Here is a 24,807-nt window from a genome sequence, read left to right on the forward strand (position 1 = left end):
AATTCGAGGCGAGATCTAGTTGGCGGATCGACCACGGAAGGGCACGGAAATTCACGGAAGGGGGAAGACGAACGGAGGATCGATTTCGACCGCAGGGTGCGGCAGAATCGGTGGACTGGTGATCCATGGAGTGCTGCGTGCACGGCCAAATACTAATTTAGTAGGAATTAGTATGAAATTAGTATTTCCTAAGTCGTTTATCTACAAATACTTAACAGCCAATTTTTGTCTCAAGACGAATGGAGACCGAGACAAACAAGCACGTTTCTCTGCCCATCGGCATGCCATCACGCATGTGCTGGCGCAACTTGGCGCGGGCGGCGCTTGACAGTTTTACAGATTTATGCGACGATGAAGGCGAAGGAGCTTGGTGAGCGTTATGAAATTTACGGCATTCTTAGGCAAGGGGCTGCTTACGGCGGGCGTGGCGGCTGCGGGATTGTCCACCGGAAACTGGGCCCGTGAAACGGTCCACAGTTCGCCGTTGCGGGTGCAGCAGGCGAGTTTCGTGCCGCAGGCATCGACGCCGGCCGTGCCCGACGCCATGATTCCGGCCACGCAGGAAAGTCTCCTCCACTATAAGTTTGTGCCGGGGGAGCGCACCTATTACCGGCTTCAGGCGGACATCAGCGGGGCGGGCATCGAATCGCTGGCGGGCTCCAGCGGCGTGGCGATGGGTCTGGGCGGGGACATGCAGGTAATCACCGAAAGTGTGGACAGCTCGGGAAATGGCCACCTGGACATCCGCTTTGACAACGTGGTGATGCAGGGGAGCTTTATGGATGAACCCGTGAACCTGAGCCATTCCATGGCGGGCACAGAGTATCAATACGGCAACGAGCACATAAGCACGGCGTCGGGCGATTCGATCAAGGGGATTCCCCAGCTCGAATTTTTCAACACGCCCACGAAGGCGGTTGTTGCGCCGTCGGGCGATGTGCTGCAGGTGTCGGGTGCGCGGGGGATGGATCAGATGATCTCGCCGGAAACGATCCTGGCCAGTGTGCAGTTTCCCGAAGGCGACCTGAACCCGGGATTTCAGTGGACCTCCGATTTCGGGATGCCGGTGCCGGGGGTGGACGGACTCGTCAGCAGCCAGGCCGTCAATACACTGGAAGGCTTCAATCTCTATCGGGGCCGTTACTGCGCCCTGATCCGGCAGACCCTGAAATCGCAACAGAAAGACGGCCAGATCACCTCACCCGAGAGCGCTTTGGGCGAGGGGATGAACTTCAGCATGCCCAGCTTCGATCTGGCGGGCGAAAATCTAATTTACTTTGACGTGGAAAACGGGAAGCTGGTGCAGGCGGATCTGAACCTTAACTTCTCCATGGCCATCGGCGAGGAATTGAAGGTCGTGGCGCAATCGCTGGACCTGTATGGCAAGCTGCTGAACGAACTTGAGGGCGGCAAGACCGCCGACGAGCAGCCCCAGGAAGACCTGCTGAATCTGGGGCTGAAAATCGCGGGCTCGCTTTCCATCGTGGACTAAGCAGTTCGAGAAGAGCAGGGTTCTGCCCGATCTCTCCTTCCTGCCGTAGTTGCATCCCGCGCCCGCACCCCTTATTCTGGCTTCTCACACAACGAGAGAGGCTTTTCCATGCAACACTCCGATCCCGTCAATCGTCGCCGCTTTCTGAAATCCCTGGGCGGCGCCAGTGCCGCCAGTCTGGGTTATTCCGTGATGGTCCAGGCGGATGATCTCGTCTCACCGGCGACCGAAGCTGTAATACCGGCAAAGCCCGGCTTTGAGGCTATCGCACCAACCGCGCCCCTGAAAAACCGGATCGTCGGCGAGCTCAACATGACCCTCGTGGAACTGGAGTGCGATCTTCTGGTGGCCGGGGGCGGCATGGCGGGCGTGTGCGCGGCCATCGCCGCGGCGCGGCACGGGTCCAAAGTGATTCTGGTGCAGGATCGCTCGCGCCTCGGCGGCAACGCCAGCAGCGAAGTGCGGATGCACATCGTGGGCGCGGATCACCATGGCAACCGCTCCGGGTGGCGGGAGGGCGGCATCCTGGAAGAGCTGCGCCTCGAAAACGCCATGCGCAATCCGCACCACGCCTGGGAACTCTTCGATTTCATGCTCTATGACAAGGTGATATCCGAGCCGAATATCACCCTGATTCTGGATACCTTCGTTTTTGGCGCGGAGGTTCAGGACGGGCGCATCGTGAGCGCTGCGGCGCGCTCGGATAAGACGGAGCACATTTACCACATCAAGGCGCCCTACTACGCGGACTGCACGGGCGACTGCCGCCTGGGCCTGGAGGCGGGCGCGAAGATTCGCCTGGGCCACGAGAGCCGCGCCGAGTTCAACGAGCCCCTGGCGCCGGAGGTGGGCGGCACCGGCACCCTCGGCAGCAGCATTCTATTTACGGCGAAGGACTACGGCAAGCCCATGGCCTTCACGCCGCCGACCTGGGCGCGGAAGGTGACCAAGGATCACCTGAAGTTTCGCGGCGTGGGTTCGTGGGAGTATGGCTACTGGTGGATCGAGTGGGGCGGACACATTGACGCCATCCGCGACAACGAGCGCATCCGCTTCGAGCTGCTCTCCATCGTGATGGGCGTGTGGGACTACATCAAGAACTCCGGGGACAAGCCCGAGAGCGCAAACTGGGCCATGGACTGGGTGGGGATGATCCCCGGCAAGCGGGCCAGCCGTCACCTGGAAGGGCCCCATATCCTCACGCAACAGGATTGCATGGGCCTGAACCCGCCCTTTGATGACGCGGCGTGCATCGGCGGGTGGCCCTTCGACAACCACCCGCCCACAGGTTTCGACGATCCCGAGATTCCGCCCTATGTCTCCATCAAGATTGCAGAGGTCTACAACATTCCCCTGCGCAGCATGTTCTCCGTAAACGTGGACAACCTCTTCATGGCGGGGCGCAACATCAGCAATACCCACGTGGCTTTTGGGTCCACCCGCGTCATGGCGACCTGCGCGGTGGAGGGCCAGGCCATCGGCACGGCGGCGGCGCTGTGTAAACAGCAGGGCCTGCTGCCCAAGGACTTCGTGGCAGACAGGGAACGGCTGCGCGATTACCAGCAGGTGCTCCTGCGCGACGACCAGACGATTAAGAACGTGAAGAACGAAGACCCCCTGGATCTCGCGCGCACGGCGACGGTTACGGCGTCCTCCGAAGTGGAGGGCAGTCTGGCCGCCAACGTGATCAATGGCTGGGTACGCGACATGGAAGGCGAATGGAAGAATCGCTGGGGCGGTGAAATGGGCCCCGAAGGCGCGTGGCTCGATTTGAGCTGGCCAGCGCCGCAGCGTATCAGCCATGTGCAACTCTGCTTCGACTCCGCGTTCTACCGCCAGCTCACGCTGACGGAGCAGTTCAGTGCACGGAAGAACCAGGTGGACGGCGTACAACCGGAATTGGTGAAGGACTATCGTGTGCTCGTTAAGACCGCGCCCGAGGCTGAGTGGACGGTGGTGGCGGAGGCGCAGAACAACCACCAGCGAATCCGGCGGCATGATTTCGCGGCGGTGGATGCCGTGGCGGTGCGGGTGCATGTCACGGGCGTGTACGAAGGCTATGCGCGGATCTATGAAGTGCGGTGCTACGCATAGCGGGGAATATTAACCACGGAAATGCGCGGAAGTTCACGGAAAGAGTTTCCCACAGATGAACGCAGATGGACACAGATAGATCACGAAACATCCTCTATCCTTTGTGATCTTTGCGTTATTTGTGGTTCCTCTTCCTCTTACCTGTGTTCATCTGTGTCCATCTGTGGGAAAATCTTCTCTATTTCCCACTCTTCACCCCGGATACCCCTTCGCCTCGCCGCTCCGCATCGACTCAAAGGCCATGAGCATCGTGGCCACGTTCTCCACGCCCACGTCCACATTGCAGATCGTGTTCACGTCCTTCGTCTGGACGTGCTGTAGAAATGACCGCACCGCCCAGCGCGTGTCGTCCCCCTCGATCTCGAATTCAGTCGGTTCGCCTCGGAAATCCCACGGATCCGTGCTCACCAGCAGCGTCTTGCCACTGGTCACGGCATCCGCGCCGTCGGGGTTGCCGCTGCCCGCCGCCGCATCGGGCACGCCCGCGCCCTCCCGATAGAGCAGACACTTGTTGCGCGTGATGAGCAGCGAGCCCTTGGTGCCCATGATCAATTCCGACGCCCCCTCAAAGGCGTTGTTCAGGATGGCGGACCATGTGGCGCGCACGGTGTAGGGCTCGTCTGATTTGGTCGGATCGGTCAGCGCGTACTCATAGGTGCAGAAGACATTGTCTTCCGCCTCGCGGCCATCGCGCCAGTAGTCGATGCCGCCCGTGGCCCATACCCGCTTCGGTGGCGTACCCAGGATTCGGTTCACCACGTCCATCTGGTGGCTGCCGAGTTCCGTGAAGAGGCCATGGGAGTATTCGTCGTAGAGTCGCCAGTTCAGCTTGCGCTCCAGCGCGGCATGGCGCGAATCTTCCGGGCCGATGGGCAGATCGCGCTTCCACGGATGGTTGCGATGCCACTGGCACTTCACCGCCGTGATGCGCCCAATCATCCCGCTCGACGCCATGGCGACGGCCTGTTCATAGACCGGATTCGCACGGCGCTGCAGCCCCACCTGGAACACCGCGCCGACGGCCTTCACCCGCGCCGCAAGATCCCGAGCATCGGCCAGCGAATGACACAGACTTTTCTCGCAATACACGTGCGCCCCCGCGTCCAGCGCTTTTATGCAAAATTCATGGTGCAGATGCAGCGGCACCGCCACAAAAACCGCCTCCGGCTTCGCCTCCGCCAGCATCGCGTCGTAATTCTCAAAAGTAGCAACCCCATCCCCGGCATACTTCGCGCCATACTTCAGGTGCGGCGGGTAGTCATCGCAAATGGCCACCAGCTTCGCCTCCGCCAGATCGGTAAGCTTCCGGATCAGGTCCGATCCGCGTCCACCCGTCCCCACCACGGCACAGCGAACCGGCGCAGCGCCCTCCGCGGAGGCCAGCAAGGGAGCCGCCGCCAGAGACGCGGCGGAAGCGGCGAGGAAGGTGCGGCGTGTGGAATCACTCTTCATATTGCCTACTTTAACCCTTGCGATTTATTCGCGCAACGTGAGCCATCGCACGTCAACAAGCCCTTTGATCTTCCCCCCATGTTCCCAAATGCCTCATCGTGCCGTCTGTAGTGTACCTTTAAGGAAAAGGCAACTCTGGAGACCCGCCCTCGCCATGCCCCTGGATGACACCGCCCTGCTGGAACGCTGGAAAACCCGGCGCGATGCCGAAGCCTTCGACGAGATCGTTCGCCGATTCGCCGATCAGGTTTTCGGCACCTGTCGGCGCATTCTGCGCAACGACGCCGACGCCGAAGAGGTGGCGCAGGAGTGTTTTCTCCTCCTCGTCCGCTCCGGCGGCGAGGTGCGCACGTCCCTCGGCGGCTGGCTCCACCGGGCGGCCACGACCCGTAGTCTGGATCGCATCCGCCACGAGGCGCGCCGTCGCGCTCGGGAATCGGCCTACGAGCGACATGCGCCGAAGGCTACCGAAGCCTCGTGGGACGACATCCAGGAGCACGTGGACGCGGCGATCAATCAATTGCCGGAATCCACGCGGGACATGATCGTGGCCCACTTCCTCGGACGCAAGACCCACGAGGAAATCGCGGAGGAACTAGGGATGAATCGCCGGGCGGTCTCCCAGCGGATCCAACGGGGCCTCGATACCATCCGGCGGGATTTTGCCCGACGCGGCATCGCCCTCTCCGCCGCCGCCCTCGGCCCGCTCCTTGCGGACAACTTTTCCTCCGCCGCGCCCCTTTCCTTAAAGGCTTCACTGGGAAAACTCGCCATCGCCGCCGGAACTGCCGGGTCAGGCGCGGGCGGGACCGCCGCAACCACGAGCCTGATAGGGAGCCTGCTGATCATGAAAATGAAACTCGTCGCTTTGGCCCTCATAGTGGGTATGGTAGCCGGAGGCGTTTACTGGGGGATGCCCCGGGCCAACGATTCGCCAAAGTCCGATCCCATTCCTGAAATAATGTTGGCCGATAGGATGGAGCCATCCATACCCACATCAAGCGGCGAGGTCGCCAAGGCGGAGACGGTGCCGACTGCTTCGGAGAGCGATGGCGCCATGCCCTCGTTGGAGGATTTGCTCGCCCTTTCCCAAGCCAAACTGGAGGAAGTGCTGGAACAATACCCCGAGATAGCGGACCCTGCACAGTTCGCATCCGTCTCGGGCACGGTGGTCGATACCAATGGCTATCCCATCGACGGAGCCTATGTGTACGTCATGCCTGAAAGAGGTTGGGGGAGCTTTCCGGACACCGAGGGACGCTTAAGGTCCGCTATCAGTGGTGCGGACGGTCGCTACGCGATAGAGGGCATCGACCGCAGCGGATTCTACGCGGTCGGCGCATCGAAATATGGCTATGCCGATCAGCGGGTGAAACCGGCCTTGGAGATAGCGCCGGGTGCTCGGAAGAGCGAGATCGACTTTGTCTTGGATTCTGGCGTCCAACTGGAAGGGGTTATCCTCAGTAGCTCAGGCAAACCTGTGCCCAGCGCCGTGGTGCAATGCATCGGTACTGCGGCGCGCGATATGGTCTCGCTGGGCCAAGAGAATACCACCGTAACGGATACGAAGGGTGAATTTACCTTGGGCTTCCCGAAGGACCATACCGATTATGTCGCGGCCTTGCGTGTACATGCCGGGAAGAATGGCCAAGCGACTTTCGCTGGTGTTCCCATCGACAGCGGTCGGCGCGAGACACTTCGCATGATGCCACCCGCCATTATTCAGGGGACGCTTACATCGGATAGGGGAGAGCCTGTTCCCCATGGCCGTATCTCATTCGGAGGCCAGAGGAAAATCTCCGCGGCACCCGACGATCCGCCGGGGACGTGGGGAATGCCGCTTTCTTCGGGATTCTTTACCGCGCAATGCGATTCGGAAGGTCGGTACGCCGTCGCGGTGGACGCCGGGATCGAGTTCCGCGCGCAAGTCGGGGACGAGAATATTCGGATGACTATGAAACGTCCACTTGTCGCCGCGCTGGCATCGGGCGAAATTCGCGCCTACGACGTAACTGTGGCCACCATGACAATCCAGATAAAAGGCAAAATTCTCGGGCAGCAGTCCGGCATTCCTGTTGATGTGCTTGGCGGCTTTCGTGTTTCGGTCGTCACCGACACAGCCATTCACATGGATGCGCAGACCCATTCCGCTTTCTCGCTCTCATTTCCTTTGGCGGAAGGACGCTACCAGTTGCAGGCGCGTTACGAGTTCAATGATTTTGCAGCGGGCCCCCGCTCGGAACCCGTTGACTTGTCGTCTGATGGTAAAAACTACATTGAGCTTGTCGTACCTGATCCCCAGGTCTTTACCCTCCGCGCCGTGGATGGAAACGGGAACCCCGTCGAAGGTGCGCGCGTGAATGTTATGACCAGCACCATCGAGAACTATCAGACCAACGAGCTGACCAACGCAGATGGCCGCATCGACGGTCCCATCACTATGCCGCCCGATTGCGGTGCCCGCCTGTGGCTTGAAAAACCCGGCTACGCCCCGGCTTGGGGCGCGATCCACGAAAATCAGAGCCCCGGCACGATTCAGGCCGAGGACTTGATCGTGCTCACGGCGAGTGCGGGCTTTGAAGGGGAACTCGCGGACGCGGAGGGCAACCCCGTCGCGAACGCGGAATTGAGCATCACGCTCACCAGCCCACGAGGCCAGAGCTGGCCACTCGAAACGACAACGGATGGCGAAGGGCACTTCACCGTGGTGGATCAGGCCCCGGCCGAAGTCGTGGACATCGAAATTGTGATCAAGCCGCAACCTGGCCCGGTGGAGTTTCGCGTGGGAAATGATGTGGTCACCCTTCCAAGCCCAATTGGAAGCGAGCCTTTCGAGCCCGATCTTCGGGTCTGGAGCGCGGAGCAGATCGCGCTGGAGGCCAAGACGATCACCGACCTGGGGAATATGTCGCTGGTCGAGGAGGGGCCGCAAGATGAATAGGGAGGGGCCGAATAGAGGATCTCGGACATTCCTGTCCGAGGCAAAACGCACGCTGATATCGACGAGGCCCGGCGAACTTGTCCAGTGATCCCGCCTTGCCAAAGTTGTGACTTCTGATGCTTCAGGCTTGCTCGCACACAGCGAATGCGTCTTCTTGCCCAAGCGCGCTCTGCCTCGGACAAGAATGTCCAAGATCCGTTGTGCCGCGAAGTCCAATGTACGTCCATCTGCTCAAATTTGCGGTCCCCCGAAATTTCCCCTTCCCAAATCGTCTCCGGCTGCAACTGTAGTGTACCTTTAAGGAAAAGGGCACAAGGAGCGCCACACCCGCCATGCCAATCGATGACGCCACGCTGCTGGAACGCTGGACCACGCGCCGGGACGCGGAAGCCTTCAACGAGATCGTTGAGCGCTTTGCGGACCAGGTCTATGGCACGTGCAAGCGTATCCTCCGCAACGACGCCGACGCCGAGGATGCGGCACAGGAGTGCTTTCTTCTGCTGGTGCGCGCGGGGGGCGGCGTCCGATCATCGCTGGGCGGCTGGCTCCATGGCGCGGCCACGAATCTTTGCCGGGACCGCATCCGCCGGGAGATCAATCGCCGTGCGCGTGAATCGGCCTACAGCGCTGCCGTGCCGAAGGCGACCGAGACCACGTGGGACGACATCCAGACGCATGTGGACGCGGCGATTGACGCGTTGCCCGGGGCAACGCGCGACGCGATTGTGGCCCACTTTCTCGGGCGGCGCACCCACGCGGAGATCGCCGCCGATCTACGCATCGGTCGGCGCGCGGTCACCTACCGCATCCAGGGCGGCCTCGACGCCATCCGTCGCGATCTTGCGCGGAAGGGCGTCACCCTCTCCGCCGCTGCGCTTGGGCCGCTCTTCGCGGCGAACGCCTCCACCGCACCCCTTTCCTTAAAGGCTTCATTGGGAAAACTCGCCATCGCCGCCGGGACCACCGGTAGCGCTGGCACCGTCACAACCACAAGCCTGATAGGAAGCCTGCTGATCATGAAAACGAAAATCTCCATTGCCGCCATTGTCCTCGCGCTCCTCGGTGTGGGTGTCTATGTGGCTTCCACGCGACATGAGCCCGTTGTAGAGGTGCCAAACCCTCAGGCCATTGCGGAGCCCACAATCCCGACCGCCATCGCAGCGGTGCCCGAAGCCGAGCCCGCACCGGCACCGGTGGAACCGACCGCGACACCGGCCGATGTAACTGGTGAGACTTCGGAGCTGGACGATTTGCTCGCCCTCTCTCACAGTGTGTTGGACGATGCGATGCGGCTTTATCCACGGATAGAAAAGCCCGAGGACTACGCTTCGATATCGGGCTCGGTGGTGGATCAGGCGGGGTATCCCGTTCCCAATGCGACGGTGGCGCTGACCCCATCGAGTTCGTGGGGCCGTCTCCCCGGTGCCAGTGATCTATCCCGCGTCGTAAGCACGAATGCGGACGGAACCTACACAATTGACGCTATCGACCATGGGGGAAGCTTCTGGGTGGCCGCGTCCAAGCCGGGCTATGCGGACGTGGCGCGAGGCGAGTCCTCCAGTGCGCCCATCGACATCGCCGCGGGAAAAAGTGCGGCGGGTATCGACTTCACCCTGTCCACCGGCCCCACGATTGAGGGGCGGCTCTTGACTGCGGCGGGCGAACCGGTGTCCGATGGCCTGTTGCAGACGCTATGCCTGACCGGGCCCAGTAGCGGTTCCATGATCCAGAACATTTCAGCCCGAACTGATGCGTCGGGTTATTTCACGATGGGTTTCGACGAAAAGTCCCGTGGTATGGTCGTGGCTCTGCGTGCCCAGTCGCCGCTCCATGGCGCGGCAACTTTTCCCACCGTGTCGGTGCTGGACGACCATGCCATCGAACTCCGCCTCTCGGCCCCCGCCATCATTCAAGGTACGGTGAAATACAAGACTGGCGCGCCTGTGCCCGGTGCGGTTCTCAACTTCTACGGCAGCAAGCGCGTTGACGTGGCACAGGCGGACGGTGTCGATCCCTGGCGGAATCCGTCGAGTGCGGGTTATTTCAGCGCACGATGCGACATCAAGGGACAGTATGCCGTCACTGTGGACGCGGGGCTGGATTTCGAGGCGGATGTCAGTACCAATGCGATGAGGCAAACCGGAAAGCGCGAGAATCTGGCCGCGTTGGCCCCTGGGGAATCGAGAACTTTCAACCCCACCGTGGAATCGGATATGGCGACCGTACAGGCCACCGTCGTGGGCACGCCTACCGGAAAACCCTTTGAAGTGTATGTGCCTTTCACCGTCGTGGCACAGCGTGACGGCGAGGATATCGCCTACGGCCAGCACGATGGGCCCAATGCGGTGAAGCTCTTGTTGGCGGGCAAGGCCAGCACGTACACGTTTCAAGCGCGCTACATGTTCAATCTGGACGTGAAGGGCGATCCCTCAAAGCCCTATGACCTTGCACCAGGCGACCATATTGATATCGAGGTTAATCTTCCAGATCCTCAGCGTTTCGCCGTGCGCGCCGTTGATTCCGCCGGAAACCCCGTCGCGGGTGCCGCACTGCATTACATCACCACAACGACCGGCACCTTCGATCCCCGAATTCTGACGAATGACGATGGGCGCGCGGACCGTATTTTGCTGATGCCACCCGATTGCGGCGCACGCATCTGGCTCGAAAAGCCGGGCTACGCCAACGCCTGGGGCACACTTTTTGAAGATCAAAGCGCGGGCACCGTCCACCCCGAAGATGTGATCGTGTTTTCCTCCGGCGCGGGCTTTGAGGGGGTCCTTTCCGATTCGGAAGACAAGATCCTTTCGGATGTCGTGCTGAAGATTACCGTCTCCAACACCGACGGGCAGTCCTGGCCGCTCCAATCGACCACGGACGCTGAAGGCCGTTTTACCATCGTCGATCAAGCTCCTGCCGAAGTGGTGGATATCGCAATTTCCCGTCAGGACGGTGAAGGCGGAATCTGGAGCGCCGAACAAATCACGTTGGAGGCCAACGCAATCACCGCGCTGGGAACGCTCAAGCTGGTTGAGGAATAGCGCGTTGACTGAGTGCTTTAATCGCCCCCAAACGCGTATTCACACCCGCCCCGCCGCGCGGTACATCGCCACGATCTTGTCTCCGGGGATCTCGGCGAGGAGGTTGTGGATAGCGGCGAAGACGTAGCCGCCATCCTGGCGGAGGCAGGACACCACTTCGTTGACTTCCTGTTCCACTTCTTCCAGAGTGCCGAGGGGGAGGGTTTTCTGGGTCTGAACGCCCCCGCCCCAGAGGGCCATGCGGCCCCGGGTCTTGTCTTTCCAGGCGCGGTAGCCTTCGCTTCCGGCGGTCCACTGGACGGGGTTGATGACGTCGAAGCCGCTTTCGATGAAGTCGTCGAGGAGTTCGAAGACGGCGCCGCAGGTGTGGAGGAAGGTCTTGACGCCGGGGGCGTGCCGGTGGACGGTGTCATTCATCCGCTGGTAGCTGGGCTTGAACAGATCGCGGTAGGTCTGGGGCGAGGCGATGCAACTGTTCTGGGTGCCCCAGTCGTCGGAGGTGACGTGGTACAGGTCGATGAAGGAGTGGACTTCGTCGAGCACCGCGGCGATCTGGCCGAGGATTTCGGTGGTAACGGCGTCGTGGAACTCGGCCACGTAGTCGGGCTCGGTGAGGCAGAGCAGGGGAAACATGCCGATACCGGTGTAGCTCCCGATGCCGATGGGGCAGCCGGGCCCGGCGAAGAGGATGGCGCGGTCGGTGGATTCCCGGGCGCGCCGGCAATGGTCCCGAAGCGCGGCGAGATCCCGGTCGCTCGGGCGGCTGCGCACGAGGGTGTCGACCACTTCGCGAAGGTCCGGACGGGGAATTTCTCCCATCAGTGACACAGGCTGTCCGCCGTGCTCGTGTTCGAAGACGTGTGCGGCCGGGGGCATGGTCCGGTCTCCCTGCACGATGGTGCCGTCGGGCTGCACGCGGAAATCGTCAGGGTGGCGCACCAGGGCGGGCAGTCGTCCATTGAAGTCATAGGGTCGCCAGAGGTCGGGCTGGGGATAGGCGTTGCCGAGGTCCATGCGGACGGTGGCCACGTCGCAATCCAGCGCGTCGAGCACGTCAATGTCGGGCAGGGCGAGCATCTGGCCGGTATCGTGCACGCGGGGCAGGCGGGGCGGGAGTCCTAATGCGGCCACGAGACTTGGATAGGCAAAGCAACTGATGCCCGAGGAGTCCATGCCGCCGAGGTCCATGGGGACGCGGTCGGTTTCCTGGAAGTTTAATGCGGCGAGGACACGTTCTCTTCTGGTCATGGTGGGAATCTCTCCAGCCCCCTGAATGCGATGCGGGCGGCATCGCCTCGTTATGGTTGCGGAAAGGGCGGCGGCGAATCAAGCGGGGCGTTCCGGCACGGGGCTCTTCAAGCGCCGAGTACTGGATGAGGTGATGGTGATGTATGCAAGCGCGGTGGACGATTGGTTTTCAGCGTTCCGAAATCCAAGGGCAATCAGCGAGCATCCTTCTCGTCGTGTGGCTCGAACGACTCTGTGCGTTTCGGAAGTTTCTTTTCTTCCGACGTCAACCGGCGTTCTATTTTCTTCAGATCCTCCGAGGGGGGCAGATTCTCCGGCACAATCTTTCGATCAAGAAGCAACTTGCGCACATCTTTGTTGTTCTTGGTATGCTCCGCCGTGATCTTCGGCTCGGTTCGCAGATCGTCGCGTTTGATGTTGAAATTCGTGATTTCGTTGGCAAAGTCTTTCGCTTTGATGGTGATTGCGGGCAAGAAATCCGCCAGTGCACGGCCCTTCGAGACGCCAAGGCGTTTCTTCATATCGTTGGTCGTATTGCCGCCGAATAACGCCATGTCTCCCTTGCTCCGAATGCGCGCGAAGCTCTGCCCGTCTCGCAAGCGTTCAAATATTATACCCGAGAGCTCTCGTTCGGATTGGGTCAGTTTCTTCCGCGCGCTGAGGCGCTCGACTTCGGCCAGTCGCTTTTCGATTACTTCCTGTTTGCGCGTTTGTACGGCAAAGTAGGTTTGCGCAAAGGCCACCGGGGCCTTGGTGGAATCGCCATTCTGCGCGATGAGGTAGCAGGCATAGCGGGTCAACATGATGTCGTCCACATCGCGCTGAGCACCTGAACCTATGTTCACCATTGTGCGCACGCGCGCAAAATGGTCCTCCGCAGGATAACCCGACATCTCACAGGCTTTTACCGCTTTTTCGACCACCGGCTCAAAGTTTCTCCAAGTCCGGTAACCCAACAAGGGGAGAAGATCGCGGGCCATCCAGAATTCGATATCAGAGTCGTCGTCACGCCTTACTATTTCCTCGAACTCGGCATGAAGCTCAACTATCTTCTCTCGTTTCATCTCCATACCCTCGTCACTTGCTCTGTTAATGGGTCGACAGGGATCGTGCCTGTTTCCGAAACTTCCAACTGCCGCGAAGTTTCACATTGTCATCGACGCACAAAGGCCATCACTTGCCCTTGAATGCCCATTATCACTCCCTGCCCGTCCATTGGACAAGCCCGCGAGGACCGCGTTAAAATCCGCGTTGGAGCAGAAACGTTCACCACCCTGTTGAGGAGCCTTTGTGTGTGAGTGCCATTGTTACCACGAATCTGACGAAGATATACAAGGAAGTCGGCAAGGCGGCCGTGAAGTCGCTGGACGGGCTCACCCTGACGATCGAGCAGAATGAGGTCTACGGATTTCTGGGCCGAAATGGCGCGGGTAAAACCACGACCATCAAGATCCTCTGCGGTCTCATCAAGCCGAGTTCGGGCGACGCGGCGGTCTTTGGTCAAGACGTGCGCACGCCCCAGGCGCGACGCCTGCTGGGCTATCTGCCGGAGCAGCCCTACTTCTACGAGTACCTCACGCCCCGGGAAACCATCGATTTCTATGGGAAATTGCAGAAGCTGAGTCCGGCCGAGCGGGACAAACAATGGGACAAGCTTTCCGAATTGCTGGACCTGCGGGAAATCGCGGGGCAGCGGATCAAGGGCTTTTCCAAGGGCATGCGCCAGCGGATCGGCTTCGCCGTGGCGCTGGTGGGTGACCCGCCCCTGCTGATTCTGGATGAGCCCATGAGCGGGCTGGACCCCATCGGTCGTCGGATGATCCGCGACCTCATCATGCGCTGCCGTGATGAAAAGAAGACGATTTTCTTCAGCTCCCACGTCATGGGCGATGTGGAGCAGATTTGTGATCGGGTCAGCATCCTGGTAAAGGGCCGACTGACCCACCGGGGCCGTATCGACGAGCTTCTGGCGCAGAATATCAAGGCGGTGGAAGTTATTGCGGCGGATCTGAGCGATGCGGTCCGCGCCGAGTTGGCGGGCCTCGCGGAGTCGCACCGGCGTCTGGACGAGCAGGATATTTTTACCTTCAAGGATCAGCCCACGGCCAACGACGCCGTCCGGCGTATTCACGGGCAGTCGGGCCGTCTGGTGGAATTCTCGCCCGTGCGCGAATCGTTGGAAGACTTTTTCCTCAGGCAGCAGGGGGCCGCTCCCGTGAAAGAAAGGGCGGTCTGATGCGTATTCTCGCCATTGCCCAGAATACCTTTCGCGAGTCCATTCGGGACAAGGTGCTCTACGTCCTGTTGTTTTTCGCCGCAGTCACCATTTTCGGGTCCAAGGCCCTGGGCTGGATCAGTATAGGCCAGGACATCAAGATCGTTAAGGACATCGCCCTGGCGTCCACGTCCGTCTTCGGGGTATTGATCGCGATTTTCGTGGGCACGAGCCTGATCTACAAAGAAATCGACAAGCGCACGCTCTACACGATCCTGGCGCAGCCCATGCACCGCTACGAGTTCATCGTGGGCAAATATCTGGGGCTCATCGCCCTGCTCGCGGTGACCACGGTGATTATGGCGGTGGTGTCGTCGCTGTACATCCTGCTGCTGGGTGGCACGCTCCACACCACCTTCTTTCTGGCTATTTTGCTGATTTACTGGAAGCTGATGCTGATCACGGCCTTCGCCGTGCTTATGTCCGCCATGACCTCCCCCATTCTCGGCGCAATTATCGTGTTTTCCGTGGCGGTTTTCGGCCATGCCACGGAGGTGTTTCGCGATCTGCCGCCCCAGTTTGACGGTACGGCGGCCAAGGCGATTCTCGAAGCGGCCTACTACGTGATCCCGAACCTGAGCAATTTCGATATTGCCCGGGAAGCGGCCAACGGCATCGACGTCTCCCCCGCCTACGTGATCTGGGTCATGACCTACGGCCTGATGTACACGGTCATGCTGCTGATTCTGGCGGCCCTGGCCTTTCAGGAGAAGGATGTATGATCGCGCCGCGGCAGGCGATCGCCTTCGGTTGCGCCCTGGCCGTCTTCGCCGGGGCGGTCTTTGCCCAGCGCCAGGCGAACGGCGTACGGGCCCAGGCCGAGGGCGACGAGATTCTCTACCTGCCAAACCAGAAGATCTTGAACCATTTCACCGGCGGCATGAACAACGTGGTGGCGGACCTGCTCTGGCTGCGCTGTATCCAGTATGTGGGCAAGGAAAACAAGGGCGAGCGCAATTTCACCTGGCTCAACCAGATGCTCGAGACGGTGGTCCAGCTTGATCCTTATTTCGGCGACGCCTATCGCTACGGGGGCATGTTCCTCGCGGCGCTGCGGGCGGACGACGACGCGGGGATTGATCTGCTGGAGCGGGGCTTCATTGAGAATCCCAGAAACTTTCAACTGCCCTACGAGCTGGCGATGATCTTTCTGCTCAATCGCAAAGACGAGCCGGGCTCCAAAGAGCGTGCGACCTACTACCTCAGCATGGCGGCGGCGATTGAGGGTTGCCCGGAATTCATCCGGGATCTGGCCACCAAGCTGCAGGGTCAGTTCAATCTGGTGGACGTGGAGCGAGAGATGTGGCAGCGCATGGCCGAGGGCGAGGACAAGCTGCTGCGTGAGCTGGGCGAGCGCAAGCTGGTGGAGATGGACATCCGCACGGCGGTGGACAATCTGAACAAGCTGGTCCTGATGTATAACCAGCGCCAGGGCCGCTTCCCAAATTCCATCGACGAGATGGTGCAGGCGGGCCTGATCAACCCGCTCGGGCCCGATCCGTTGGGCGGTACGTTCTTCATGGGTGCGGACAGCGTGATCCGCAACACGACGCTCCTGGACGAGGAAAAGAAGAATCGTCTGAAGGTGATCCGTAATCAGGTCAATTCCTTCAAGAATAAGAACAACCGCTGGCCGGCATCGCTGGAGGAGCTGGTGGAACGGGGCCAGACCAGCGTGATTCCCGTCCACCCCTATCCGGCGCAGTCGTGGCGCTATGATCCGGCCACGGGCGCGGTGGAATAGGGATTTCGGGTCGCGCGAAGAGTTTCAGGTTGGCGTCCGGATGGTGGCGCAAAAGGGTGATTCAGGTGGTGTTGCCGTACCCGATGAACTTCGGCACTGGCACACGAGTCGCTCTTACGCGCGGATCGCGTGGCACGTCTAATATTGAGGGCGCAGGGTGGTATCGTGGCCGAGCCCTGCACACAAGTGCCTTGCACACCTCTGCGCATGCGCCCTGCGCAAACCTGTCCTTGAACCGGCCCCAACTTCACCGTATAGTGGCGTCCGGCAAGCTATTTGCGCAGCTTGCGCAGACAAAAGGTGTGGAAAGAGACGCAGTGGGCCGTCCGGAGCGAATGGCACGCGGATTGCATCTGTTTCGGGCAAGTGAAAAGAACGGCAAACTCTACTGTGAATCCGGTGGAAAAGTACCTTGAAAGCGAGGAAAAGAAATGGAAACTCCGGCCTATGTGAAGCACACCCAGCTTGTCGCCTGGGTGAAGGAGATGGCGGCACTGTGCCAACCCGATCGCGTGGTATGGTGCGACGGCTCGAAGGAAGAGTACGACGGACTGATGAAGGAGATGGTGGCGTCGGGGATGGCAATCAAGCTGAACGAAGAGAAGCGCCCCAACAGCTTCCTGTTCCGCTCCGATCCGAAAGACGTGGCCCGCGTAGAAGATCGTACCTATATCTGCAGTCGCCGCAAGGAAGACGCCGGCCCCACCAACAACTGGATCGACCCGGCGAAAATGAAGACGACGCTTCAGGGTCTGTTCAACGGCGCCATGCGTGGTCGCCCGATGTACGTGATCCCTTTCTGCATGGGCCCCATCGGCTCTGCAATTTCCCATATCGGCATTGAGATTACCGACTCCCCCTACGTTGTGGTGAACATGCACATCATGACCCGCGTCGGCCGCGCGGTGATCGACCAGCTCGGTGAAAACGGCGCCTACGTCCCCTGTGTCCACTCCGTGGGCAAGCCTCTGGCTCCCGGCGAAGCCGATGTGACCTGGCCCTGCAACAACGACGAAAAATACATCGTCCACTTCCCCGAAGAGCGGAGCATCTGGTCTTACGGCAGCGGCTACGGCGGCAACGCCCTCCTCGGCAAGAAATGCTTTGCCCTCCGCATCGCCTCGTGCATGGCGCGGGACGAGGGCTGGCTCGCGGAGCACATGCTGATTCTCGGCGTGACCGCGCCCGACGGCGAGAAGACCTACATCGCGGCGGCCTTCCCGAGCGCCTGCGGCAAGACCAACTTCGCCATGCTGATTCCGCCGAAGGAAATCGGCGATTATAAGATTTCCACGGTGGGCGACGACATCGCCTGGATCAAGCCCGGCCCCGACGGCAAGCTCTACGCCATCAACCCGGAAGCCGGCTTCTTCGGCGTGGCCCCCGGCACGTCCTATCAGTCCAATCCGAACGCGATGGAATCGGTGAAGCGCGACACCATCTTTACCAACGTGGCGCTGACGCCCGATGGCGATGTGTGGTGGGAAGGCATGACCGATACGAAGCCGGAAAAGCTCACCGACTGGCTGGGTCAGGAATGGACCCCCGACTGCGGGCGCGTTTCCTCCCATGCGAATTCCCGCTTTACCGCGCCGCTGCGCAACTGCCCCTGCGCCGACCCGGCCTATGACGATCCGCGCGGCGTGCCGCTGGACGCCTTCATCTTCGGTGGTCGCCGCAGTTCGACCGTGCCGCTGGTGATGCAGGCTTACAACTGGAACTACGGCGTGTATCTTGCGGCCACCATGGGCTCCGAGACGACCGCCGCCGCCACGGGCGCCGTGGGCAATGTGCGCCGCGACCCCTTCGCCATGCTGCCCTTCATCGGCTACCACATGGGCGACTACTGGAATCACTGGCTCAACGTGGGCCGCGCCATCAACAACCCGCCCCGCATCTTCGGCGTGAACTGGTTCCGCAAGGATGCCGACGGCAAGTTCGTTTGGCCGGGCTTCGGCGACAACATGCGGGTGCTCAAGTGGATCGTGGACAAGGTTCACGGTCGGGCCTATGCGGAGGAAAGCCCCCTGGGCTGGGTGCCGCGCTACGAGGATATCGACTGGACGGGTCTGGACTTCACCGAGGCCCAGTTCGACGAGATTATGTCGGTGGACCGGGGCACCTGGGAGGCCGAAATCCTCTCCCACGAGGAACTTTTCATCAAGCTGTACGATCGGTTGCCCAAAGAGTTCATGCTGAAGCGCCAGCTCATCCTGAGCCAGCTCTGGCGCGCGCCTGAACACTGGGAACCGACGCATGTGACCGCGCCTTACATCAAATAGGTGGGAACCAGATGATGTGGCGACGCCCGGCGGCAACCCCGCCGGGCGTTTTGCTGTCCTTGGGGACGTACCGCCGCACGGGTGCCGGTCACGCGCGGCACAACGCGCAGGCCATTTTGCGGCGCCTGACGGGGCGAAACCCACGCCCATGCGGCGGCATGTCCCGGTGGATGCTGGAATCGCGACGCGAACGATGACGAAGATCGAATATCTGAATTTCTCCCCATAACGCACGGCGGGCAATATCGCATGCGTTCACGGGGACTCTAACTTAATCACTCCAAACCATTTAGAGGCTATTTACGCACTCTGTGTATCCATGCTATCATTTAGCTATGGAGCATCCGGCAAAAGAATTTGGTACTTGGCTCAAGTCCAAACGACAAGAAAGGCGAATTGTACTTCGAGTATTCGCTGGCAGAATAGGCATGTATCCAGCGGAATACGCCGAAGTAGAAGCAGGGATCGTGCGTTGGCTGACAGCCGACCACGAAATCGCTATTCAGGAGGTCCTCGCGCTTTCTGAGAAGGAATTCGACCCCTTTCACCAGCTTCTGGAAATTGCTCGCACTGCGGAGCCGTTGGAGTTTTCCGATGTTTTCACGCGCGAACAGCTCGCCCCGGTGCGAACGCGGAACAACGGCGAACAGTTGAGCGAAGCCAGTCATGCCGCCATCCTTGACGCTGTTTTTTCGCCGTTGAAATGACCTACCACTATCAGCGCAAAGGAATTGCAAAGCTCAAGGCGATTGCGACTTCCGTTCTTGATCGCTTTCCTGATCGACGTATCGGGCGAGCCATCGACATAGAGGGAATTATCGAAGATCTCGGCGTCGATATTCTTCCCCGCCAAGGCTTCAGGCGCTACGCAGAAGGATATCTCGCCGCCGATCCCAGAATCATTGTGGTTGATGAGCGTATTTTCACCTATCTCCCAAGAGCCCGATTCACACTGGCGGAAGAAATTTGCCACCTGATTTTGGAGTATGAACTTTGGAACAACAAAGAGCTACCCTTGGGCGGTTCCTGCCACGAGCTCACCGAGGAACAGCACTATGCGGTTGAGCGAGATGCGAAAACTCTTGCGGCCATGATATTGATGCCCGATCAGGAATTCGAAAGTGTCTTTCGCGACAAAGTACGCGAACTCCATGCTGTGGGAGTAAAGGGAAGCAAAGCGCTGTCAATCGCCCGAAATCATGCCGCGGAAGAATTTCAGGTGAGTCCCATGACGGCTGGGTACAAAGCGCTGGATCTGAAGCTCGTGCAGGAATAGCGCACCGTTCTCAGAAGCAACCTTAACTCGTCACAATCCCATTGCGTTTGAGTTGCATGACTACGCAAAAACACCCGCGCCACCGTGGGAGCGCGGTGACGCGGGCGGGAAGGAGCGGGCGCCACCCGAGGAGAGTAGGTGACCGCCCGTGGAAGTGCGGGGGTGTCAATAGAGCGCGCGCATAATCATCATCACGCCGAGAAAGCCCACCGGGATGCCAATGAGCGCGCCCGCGATGGTCAGGCATAGGATAATCCCCACCACCATCAGGAAGGCCCCGGCGAAGAGGGTTGCGGAGATTCCCAGGCGCTGCTCGAAGAGCGAGGCGAAGCGCCACGCGCCCGTGAAGGGCCGGAAATACCAGGCGGGGCCTTTTCTCCGAATACTCTGGGGCATGAATTGTTCCTTCTTCAGTGACTCGTATCTGGGATCGTAGGGGTGAATGGGGCTGTTCGGGTCGCGTTCAGGTTTTACCCCCCTGCCCTCCCGTCCTCCTGCGGCGGGATTTCTTAACGCGTCAGCAACGCATGGAGGATCGTGATACAGGCAATCGCGGCCATGATGGCGAGGTGCGATCGGGAAACGTGCGGTTCCATGACGGGTTCCTACTCGTGGTTGTTCTTCAGCCGCTCATCCCAGTCAAAGTCGGGCGCGGTGACGATGTTTTCCATGCGCTGGATGCGCCGGTCCAGGTTGTCGAAGGTGTCCTTCAAGCGCTGGAGCGCCATGGTGCCGGAGGCGCTGTAGGAGCTATAGAACTCCGCGTCGCTCTGGGAGTCGAAGGGCACGATGGGCTCGTACTTCATGAGCAGCGCGGCGATGATGTAGCCGATGATGCCAGGCCAGAGGCCGGTGAACAGCGTGCCCACGAATACGATGATTCGCATGACGGTCACGGAAAAGTCGAGATGCTCGGCCAGGCCCCGGCACACGCCAAATACGACGCCGCTGCGCGAGCGATAGGGTCCGCCGGTTCTGGGTGACTGGTTCACTATCGTTCCTCCCCTGGGTTGTCCGGCGTGGAGGTGGGGCGTTCCGCCCTTTCCTCCAGCGCCTTGATGATGCGTTCGTTCTGGGTTTTCAACGTGTTGAGGTCGTCCCGCAATTGCTGCACGTGCCACAGCGTGGCGCCCAGCAGGCCCGTGAAGAGCAGGAAGCTGAAGAAATTCATCATTGGTCCTTCCCTCGTCGGTCAAGCAGGATGGTTTCGAGTGATTCGATCCGCTCTTCCATTTTCTTCAGACCGTAGAAAATCTCCTGCATGATTTGCGATTCCTCATCGCTGAGCCGGCCGCGTCCGCGCGAGCCGAGCACCTTGCCAAGCAGGCTTGAGATGATAAAAAGACCGATGAGGATCGAGCCGAAAATAATGGCCACGATGAGTACGGCGGTGACGTCCATGGTAGGTTGGTTCCTTTTTACTGCTTATCTGAGCGAGTTTTCTGGCGGGAGCACGGACTTTCCAGTCCGTGTGGCGTGTGTCTTTGGCACACGACGCGAGTAAGTCATCGATCCGCCCATGGGCGGAAAAACCCGCGCTCCCGTTTGTCAACCGTTGCGCAGGCGCTGATCCCAGTCGTAGTCGCGGGCGGTGACGATGCTCTCCATCCGCTGGATGCGCTTGTCCAGGCTGTCGAACGTATCACGGAGCCGGCTGAGGGCCATGGGCCGCGAGGTGGTGTAGCTGTTGTAAAATTCGGTCTCCCGATCATTCTGCAGCGCCAGCACGGGCTCCAGCTTCATGATGAAACCGGCCACGATATAGGCGATGCCCACGGGATAAAGCCCGGTGAAGAAGAAGGCGACCACCACAATGAAGCGCATGCCGATGACGGAAAAGTCGAAGTAGTCGGCCAGGCCGCGGCAAACGCCGAAGATGAGGCCATTGCGGCTGCGATAAGGTCCGCTGTGATCGCGGTTGTAATGCTGGCTCATGGTGGTGACTCCTTTTATGTGGATCGTGATAGTCGAGAACATTTTTCGGTCGTATATCTCGCGTGCAAGAATCGCGAGGTTTTCTCAATTCTTAGCCACGAAGTGGCGGCATATCGTAGCCCAGGGTGAAGCGAGGAACGAGCGGAACCCTGGGATCGTCGCCCCCATAGTATCAACCCCGGAGGGGTGGCACAGGTCGGGCGGAAATACGCATCTACACCTTCTATGCCGCCCCGCTGGGGCTCGTGAATTAAGGCCCATAAACCCAGGGTTCGCTCGTACCTCGCTTCACCCTGGGCTACGATATGCCGTCCCTACGGGACTAAGACTACCATGCACGAAGCAGGTCCGGTGCCGCCATCGATGCGTTGACAGGCGACCTGTCGCATGCTCCAGTGAACTCTCACGCCTCCATCAACTCCGCAGACGACGGGACAGCCACGCCCGAAGACGTCACGAACACGCACCCTGCGGCGCGTGTGGACGCGGCTTCCGAAGATCTTTGTAGTGTTCGTGGGCGCGTCAGTCCCTGCGGATTCCGTGAACGTTTGTACTTGATTCAACTGTCCGTATCGCTGATGACTTGTGGGTTTAGAATCGGTGCGCGGTTTCGTGGGGCGGCGGCGAGGTTCGCCGGTACTCCGCCTGGTCCAGGAGGATGGTCTCCAGCGCTTCGATGCGCTTGCCCATCTTCTCCAGGCCGCGGTGCAGCTCTTGAATGATTTCGGTTTCTTCCTCGTTGTAGCGGTGGTCCTGCTTCCGCACGCCCGTCCGGGCCATGGCGTAAATCCAGAACATGCTGCCGAAGATGATGCAGAGTACGAACAGTTGCGTATTCATCGAAGCGCTCCTTCCGGGCTAACGCGCCGTGCGCGTGCGGTCGAGCAGTATAGTTTCCAGTGCTTCCATCCGCTGCGACAGATCCTGCGCGCGCCGGGCGAGTTCATGGACCAGGGCGGATTCATCGGAGGGGGCGGCGCCTCTACCCCTTCGCATGGAACGAATGACGATGAAGATGATCGCGGGCATTCCGAAGAGAATGATTATCCCTACGAAGGGGCTTGCGGCATCAATCCACGAATCGTGAACATTGACCTGGACTTGTGCGGGTAGGCTCCAGTTCGCCGGGACACGATGGGGAACCATTGCCGGCGCATTGAAGGTGTCGTACACGCCCCGCTCAATCCCGCTCACCTCGGCAGTCCGGGCGGGCACTTCCTCGCCCGGCACGACATGGTGGCTGGCGGAGCGGCTGAATACCAGGGTGGCAACAATACTCATCACGCTCAGGCCGACAAGCCCGACTACGCCCAACACCGCCACACCGAGAGCGAATTTCAGAAATTTACCCATGACACTTTCCTTCCCGTTGCCAACTCCGCGTATCCCTCACACAACGCTGTGCGGGCGTCCGCCGGGCACTTCCAACCCGGGCGGACGCCGCTGCACTACGCGGTCGTGGTTTCGCCGGACTTCCGGGCCTTCAGCGCCGCCAACTCCTTTTCGAGCTCCGTATCGGTTTCCAGGGCCTTGAATTCGTCGGCCAGGGACGCCTTGCGGCCATAGTTCACCAACTCGGCATCGGCTTCCATGCGGTCGATGCGCTGCTGGAAGTCGTCGAAGCGCTGGAGCGCGTCCGAAGTGTCGTAGCGGCGGATCTGCTGCTGCGCCTTTTTCTTCGTGTTGGCGTTCGTGTGGCGCTGCACCAGCACCCGCTGCTTTTCGCGCGCGGAGCCGAGCTTGTCTTCCAACTGCATGATATCATTCTGGCACTGGGTGACGAGGTTTTTCGCCTGTTCCAGCTCTTCCTCCAGGGCTTCGGCGCGCTCCACGTGGCGGCGCTTCTCCAGGAGGGCTTCCCGGGCCAGATCTTCCCGGCCCTTGTCGATGGCGAGCTGGGCTTTGCCGTCCCAGCTTTTCGCCAGGTCGAGCACCGTTTCGATCTCGCGCTTGATCTTCTTTTTCGTGGCCATGCCGCTGGCGCAGTTGGCCTTGATCTCGATCAAGGTGTCTTCCATTTCGCGGATCATCATTTTCACCAGCTTTTCGGGATCTTCCGCCTTGTCGAGCATGGCGTTGATGTTCGAGCTGATGATGTCGCGTACCCGTGTGAAAATACCCATGACTGGCTCCTTTAGATAGCTTGAACCAGGGCGGTCAAGCGGGTGGGCAGTTCGGCGGGATTGAAGCCCGGCCACACTGCGTTTACTACTGAGTTGGGGTTGCTTTTATTCAACGCCAGGGCTTCGTACCCGAGGGTGGCGAAGCGCAGGGCGGATTCTGGACAGGTGCGTTGTACGGTAAGGCCCGCCTTGAAGAGGGGCGTGCCCGCGATGGGGCTGCACCAGGCGATGCGGGCCGGGATGCTCCAGTCGTCGCCTTCGGGCATCAACTGGATGAGGTGTCCGGGGCGAAGATAGCGACCGAGGCGGAGGGCCGCGCCGCACCGGCTGATGTTCAGCCAGTCGGCGCGCCCCGCTTCGCCGCAGCCCGATGCGTAGGCGAAGGACCCGGCGAGGGGCGTTCTCAACTCACGCATTTTGTGATTTATGGTGGCCATGGGGTGCTTTCTATTGGCGCGTTGTGCGCTGATGCCAGGTGTAATGCAACCGGCGTGCCAGTTGGGGTGGTTGGGGTAAGTGGTTTTGGATGAAGTGGTTAGGGTGAGGCGTGGGTGGCCTTGGGGTGTTGGGTGGTGGTGGGTGTGGCTAGATTATGGCGGATTTCACCATTTATGGGTCTTATGGGTCTTATGGGTCTTATGGGTCGTATGGGTCGTATGGGTCGTATGAGTCGTATGAGTCGTATGGGTAGTGTGGGGAGTCTGGGGCGTGTGGCGCGTGCGGCGCGTGCGGCGCGTGTCGGGCGTGTGGGAAGTCTGGGCGGCCGAGCAGTTGTCCTTTGACCCATAGGACCCATAGGACCCATAGGACCCATAGGACCCATAGGACCCATAGGACCCATAGGACCCATAGGACCCATAGGACCCATAGGACCCATAAGACCCATACGACCCATTCTTCCCCC

At 60.3% G+C, this 24,807-nt stretch carries 23 protein-coding genes; 11 read left to right on the top strand and 12 right to left on the bottom strand.

Annotated elements, in window-relative coordinates; all coding sequences use genetic code 11:
• The first annotated feature begins 172 nt into the window (after positions 1–172).
• From JNK74_16990 to JNK74_17000, 3 genes are all read left to right on the top strand, one after another.
• A complete protein-coding gene (locus JNK74_16990) occupies positions 173–328 on the top strand; it encodes a hypothetical protein (protein ID MBL7647881.1) in 156 nt (51 codons plus the stop codon).
• 51 nt (positions 329–379) lie between these two features.
• Positions 380–1,492, top strand: coding sequence for a hypothetical protein (locus JNK74_16995; protein MBL7647882.1), 1,113 nt, complete (start codon positions 380–382; stop codon positions 1,490–1,492).
• A 108-nt stretch (positions 1,493–1,600) separates the two neighbouring features.
• Positions 1,601–3,586: an FAD-dependent oxidoreductase gene (locus JNK74_17000; GenBank protein ID MBL7647883.1), complete on the top strand. Its 1,986-nt coding sequence runs from the start codon at positions 1,601–1,603 to the stop codon at positions 3,584–3,586.
• A 192-nt stretch (positions 3,587–3,778) separates the two neighbouring features.
• On the opposite strand, the gene JNK74_17005 is transcribed toward JNK74_17000, so the two are convergent.
• On the bottom strand, positions 3,779–5,038 hold the full coding sequence (locus tag JNK74_17005; GenBank protein ID MBL7647884.1) for a Gfo/Idh/MocA family oxidoreductase: 1,260 nt from the start codon (positions 5,036–5,038) through the stop codon (positions 3,779–3,781).
• Between the two features lie 154 nt (positions 5,039–5,192).
• On the opposite strand from JNK74_17005, the gene JNK74_17010 reads away from it, so the two are divergent.
• Together JNK74_17010 and JNK74_17015 are read left to right on the top strand one after the other, a co-directional pair.
• Positions 5,193–7,979 (top strand): sigma-70 family RNA polymerase sigma factor, encoded by a 2,787-nt coding sequence (locus JNK74_17010; GenBank protein ID MBL7647885.1) that lies wholly within the window; start codon positions 5,193–5,195, stop codon positions 7,977–7,979.
• A 332-nt stretch (positions 7,980–8,311) separates the two neighbouring features.
• Positions 8,312–11,020 carry a sigma-70 family RNA polymerase sigma factor gene (locus JNK74_17015; protein ID MBL7647886.1) on the top strand — a complete coding sequence of 903 codons (2,709 nt, stop codon included), beginning with the start codon at positions 8,312–8,314 and terminating at the stop codon, positions 11,018–11,020.
• Positions 11,021–11,059: 39 nt separating this feature from the next.
• Here JNK74_17015 and JNK74_17020 read toward each other — a convergent pair whose 3' ends face one another.
• Together JNK74_17020 and dinD are read right to left on the bottom strand one after the other, a co-directional pair.
• Complete coding sequence (locus tag JNK74_17020; protein MBL7647887.1) at positions 11,060–12,268, bottom strand: hypothetical protein; 1,209 nt, start codon at positions 12,266–12,268, stop codon at positions 11,060–11,062.
• 194 nt (positions 12,269–12,462) lie between these two features.
• Entirely contained in the window at positions 12,463–13,332 is an 870-nt protein-coding gene (gene dinD / locus JNK74_17025; protein ID MBL7647888.1) for a DNA damage-inducible protein D, read from the bottom strand.
• Between the two features lie 230 nt (positions 13,333–13,562).
• On the opposite strand from dinD, the gene JNK74_17030 reads away from it, so the two are divergent.
• The 6 genes from JNK74_17030 to JNK74_17055 all read left to right on the top strand — a co-directional run bounded on the left by JNK74_17030 (position 13,563) and on the right by JNK74_17055 (position 19,845).
• Positions 13,563–14,504 carry an ABC transporter ATP-binding protein gene (locus JNK74_17030; protein MBL7647889.1) on the top strand — a complete coding sequence of 314 codons (942 nt, stop codon included), beginning with the start codon at positions 13,563–13,565 and terminating at the stop codon, positions 14,502–14,504.
• Complete coding sequence (locus tag JNK74_17035; protein ID MBL7647890.1) at positions 14,504–15,265, top strand: ABC transporter permease subunit; 762 nt, start codon at positions 14,504–14,506, stop codon at positions 15,263–15,265. Before JNK74_17030 ends, JNK74_17035 begins: the two co-directional genes overlap by 1 nt.
• Positions 15,262–16,287, top strand: coding sequence for a hypothetical protein (locus JNK74_17040; protein ID MBL7647891.1), 1,026 nt, complete (start codon positions 15,262–15,264; stop codon positions 16,285–16,287). The genes JNK74_17035 and JNK74_17040 overlap by 4 nt, the downstream gene beginning before the upstream one ends.
• A 431-nt stretch (positions 16,288–16,718) precedes the next feature.
• Positions 16,719–18,569: a phosphoenolpyruvate carboxykinase (GTP) gene (locus JNK74_17045; protein MBL7647892.1), complete on the top strand. Its 1,851-nt coding sequence runs from the start codon at positions 16,719–16,721 to the stop codon at positions 18,567–18,569.
• Positions 18,570–18,997: 428 nt separating this feature from the next.
• Positions 18,998–19,276 carry a hypothetical protein gene (locus tag JNK74_17050; protein MBL7647893.1) on the top strand — a complete coding sequence of 93 codons (279 nt, stop codon included), beginning with the start codon at positions 18,998–19,000 and terminating at the stop codon, positions 19,274–19,276.
• Positions 19,273–19,845, top strand: a complete 573-nt coding sequence (locus JNK74_17055; protein ID MBL7647894.1) for an ImmA/IrrE family metallo-endopeptidase — start codon at positions 19,273–19,275, stop codon at positions 19,843–19,845. The genes JNK74_17050 and JNK74_17055 overlap by 4 nt, the downstream gene beginning before the upstream one ends.
• 165 nt (positions 19,846–20,010) lie before the next feature.
• Here the strand turns inward: JNK74_17055 and JNK74_17060 are convergent, their stop codons facing one another.
• The 9 genes from JNK74_17060 to JNK74_17100 form a co-directional block, all read right to left on the bottom strand.
• Entirely contained in the window at positions 20,011–20,241 is a 231-nt protein-coding gene (locus tag JNK74_17060) for a hypothetical protein (protein ID MBL7647895.1), read from the bottom strand.
• A gap of 209 nt (positions 20,242–20,450) precedes the next feature.
• Entirely contained in the window at positions 20,451–20,840 is a 390-nt protein-coding gene (locus JNK74_17065; protein ID MBL7647896.1) for a PspC domain-containing protein, read from the bottom strand.
• Positions 20,837–21,019, bottom strand: coding sequence for a hypothetical protein (locus JNK74_17070; GenBank protein ID MBL7647897.1), 183 nt, complete (start codon positions 21,017–21,019; stop codon positions 20,837–20,839). Before JNK74_17070 ends, JNK74_17065 begins: the two co-directional genes overlap by 4 nt.
• Positions 21,016–21,246, bottom strand: a complete 231-nt coding sequence (locus tag JNK74_17075; protein MBL7647898.1) for a hypothetical protein — start codon at positions 21,244–21,246, stop codon at positions 21,016–21,018. The genes JNK74_17070 and JNK74_17075 overlap by 4 nt, the downstream gene beginning before the upstream one ends.
• A gap of 147 nt (positions 21,247–21,393) precedes the next feature.
• A complete protein-coding gene (locus JNK74_17080) occupies positions 21,394–21,780 on the bottom strand; it encodes a PspC domain-containing protein (protein MBL7647899.1) in 387 nt (128 codons plus the stop codon).
• A gap of 591 nt (positions 21,781–22,371) precedes the next feature.
• Positions 22,372–22,620, bottom strand: a complete 249-nt coding sequence (locus tag JNK74_17085) for a hypothetical protein (protein MBL7647900.1) — start codon at positions 22,618–22,620, stop codon at positions 22,372–22,374.
• An 18-nt stretch (positions 22,621–22,638) separates the two neighbouring features.
• Positions 22,639–23,133: a hypothetical protein gene (locus JNK74_17090; GenBank protein MBL7647901.1), complete on the bottom strand. Its 495-nt coding sequence runs from the start codon at positions 23,131–23,133 to the stop codon at positions 22,639–22,641.
• Positions 23,134–23,228: 95 nt separating this feature from the next.
• A complete protein-coding gene (gene pspA / locus JNK74_17095; protein MBL7647902.1) occupies positions 23,229–23,903 on the bottom strand; it encodes a phage shock protein PspA in 675 nt (224 codons plus the stop codon).
• 11 nt (positions 23,904–23,914) lie between these two features.
• Positions 23,915–24,340, bottom strand: a complete 426-nt coding sequence (locus JNK74_17100; protein ID MBL7647903.1) for a hypothetical protein — start codon at positions 24,338–24,340, stop codon at positions 23,915–23,917.
• Between the last annotated feature and the right edge of the window lie 467 nt (positions 24,341–24,807).

The sequence above is a fragment of the Candidatus Hydrogenedentota bacterium genome (assembly GCA_016791475.1).
Classification (GTDB): domain Bacteria; phylum Hydrogenedentota; class Hydrogenedentia; order Hydrogenedentales; family JAEUWI01; genus JAEUWI01.

What these genes read in the sequence shown, in the direction of transcription:
- JNK74_17060 (MBL7647895.1), bottom strand. Translation starts at nt 20,241, where the DNA reads ATGCCCCAGAGTATTCGGAGAAAAGGCCCCGCCTGGTATTTCCGGCCC.
- JNK74_17000 (MBL7647883.1), top strand. Translation starts at nt 1,601, where the DNA reads ATGCAACACTCCGATCCCGTCAATCGTCGCCGCTTTCTGAAATCCCTG.
- JNK74_17045 (MBL7647892.1), top strand. Translation starts at nt 16,719, where the DNA reads ATGGAAACTCCGGCCTATGTGAAGCACACCCAGCTTGTCGCCTGGGTG.
- JNK74_17015 (MBL7647886.1), top strand. Translation starts at nt 8,312, where the DNA reads ATGCCAATCGATGACGCCACGCTGCTGGAACGCTGGACCACGCGCCGG.
- dinD (MBL7647888.1), bottom strand. Translation starts at nt 13,332, where the DNA reads ATGAAACGAGAGAAGATAGTTGAGCTTCATGCCGAGTTCGAGGAAATA.
- JNK74_17050 (MBL7647893.1), top strand. Translation starts at nt 18,998, where the DNA reads ATGTATCCAGCGGAATACGCCGAAGTAGAAGCAGGGATCGTGCGTTGG.
- JNK74_17020 (MBL7647887.1), bottom strand. Translation starts at nt 12,268, where the DNA reads ATGACCAGAAGAGAACGTGTCCTCGCCGCATTAAACTTCCAGGAAACC.
- JNK74_17070 (MBL7647897.1), bottom strand. Translation starts at nt 21,019, where the DNA reads ATGATGAATTTCTTCAGCTTCCTGCTCTTCACGGGCCTGCTGGGCGCC.
- JNK74_16995 (MBL7647882.1), top strand. Translation starts at nt 380, where the DNA reads ATGAAATTTACGGCATTCTTAGGCAAGGGGCTGCTTACGGCGGGCGTG.
- JNK74_17080 (MBL7647899.1), bottom strand. Translation starts at nt 21,780, where the DNA reads ATGAGCCAGCATTACAACCGCGATCACAGCGGACCTTATCGCAGCCGC.
- JNK74_17005 (MBL7647884.1), bottom strand. Translation starts at nt 5,038, where the DNA reads ATGAAGAGTGATTCCACACGCCGCACCTTCCTCGCCGCTTCCGCCGCG.
- JNK74_17090 (MBL7647901.1), bottom strand. Translation starts at nt 23,133, where the DNA reads ATGGGTAAATTTCTGAAATTCGCTCTCGGTGTGGCGGTGTTGGGCGTA.
- JNK74_16990 (MBL7647881.1), top strand. Translation starts at nt 173, where the DNA reads ATGAAATTAGTATTTCCTAAGTCGTTTATCTACAAATACTTAACAGCC.
- JNK74_17035 (MBL7647890.1), top strand. Translation starts at nt 14,504, where the DNA reads ATGCGTATTCTCGCCATTGCCCAGAATACCTTTCGCGAGTCCATTCGG.
- JNK74_17085 (MBL7647900.1), bottom strand. Translation starts at nt 22,620, where the DNA reads ATGAATACGCAACTGTTCGTACTCTGCATCATCTTCGGCAGCATGTTC.
- JNK74_17075 (MBL7647898.1), bottom strand. Translation starts at nt 21,246, where the DNA reads ATGGACGTCACCGCCGTACTCATCGTGGCCATTATTTTCGGCTCGATC.
- JNK74_17055 (MBL7647894.1), top strand. Translation starts at nt 19,273, where the DNA reads ATGACCTACCACTATCAGCGCAAAGGAATTGCAAAGCTCAAGGCGATT.
- JNK74_17100 (MBL7647903.1), bottom strand. Translation starts at nt 24,340, where the DNA reads ATGGCCACCATAAATCACAAAATGCGTGAGTTGAGAACGCCCCTCGCC.
- pspA (MBL7647902.1), bottom strand. Translation starts at nt 23,903, where the DNA reads ATGGGTATTTTCACACGGGTACGCGACATCATCAGCTCGAACATCAAC.
- JNK74_17040 (MBL7647891.1), top strand. Translation starts at nt 15,262, where the DNA reads ATGATCGCGCCGCGGCAGGCGATCGCCTTCGGTTGCGCCCTGGCCGTC.
- JNK74_17010 (MBL7647885.1), top strand. Translation starts at nt 5,193, where the DNA reads ATGCCCCTGGATGACACCGCCCTGCTGGAACGCTGGAAAACCCGGCGC.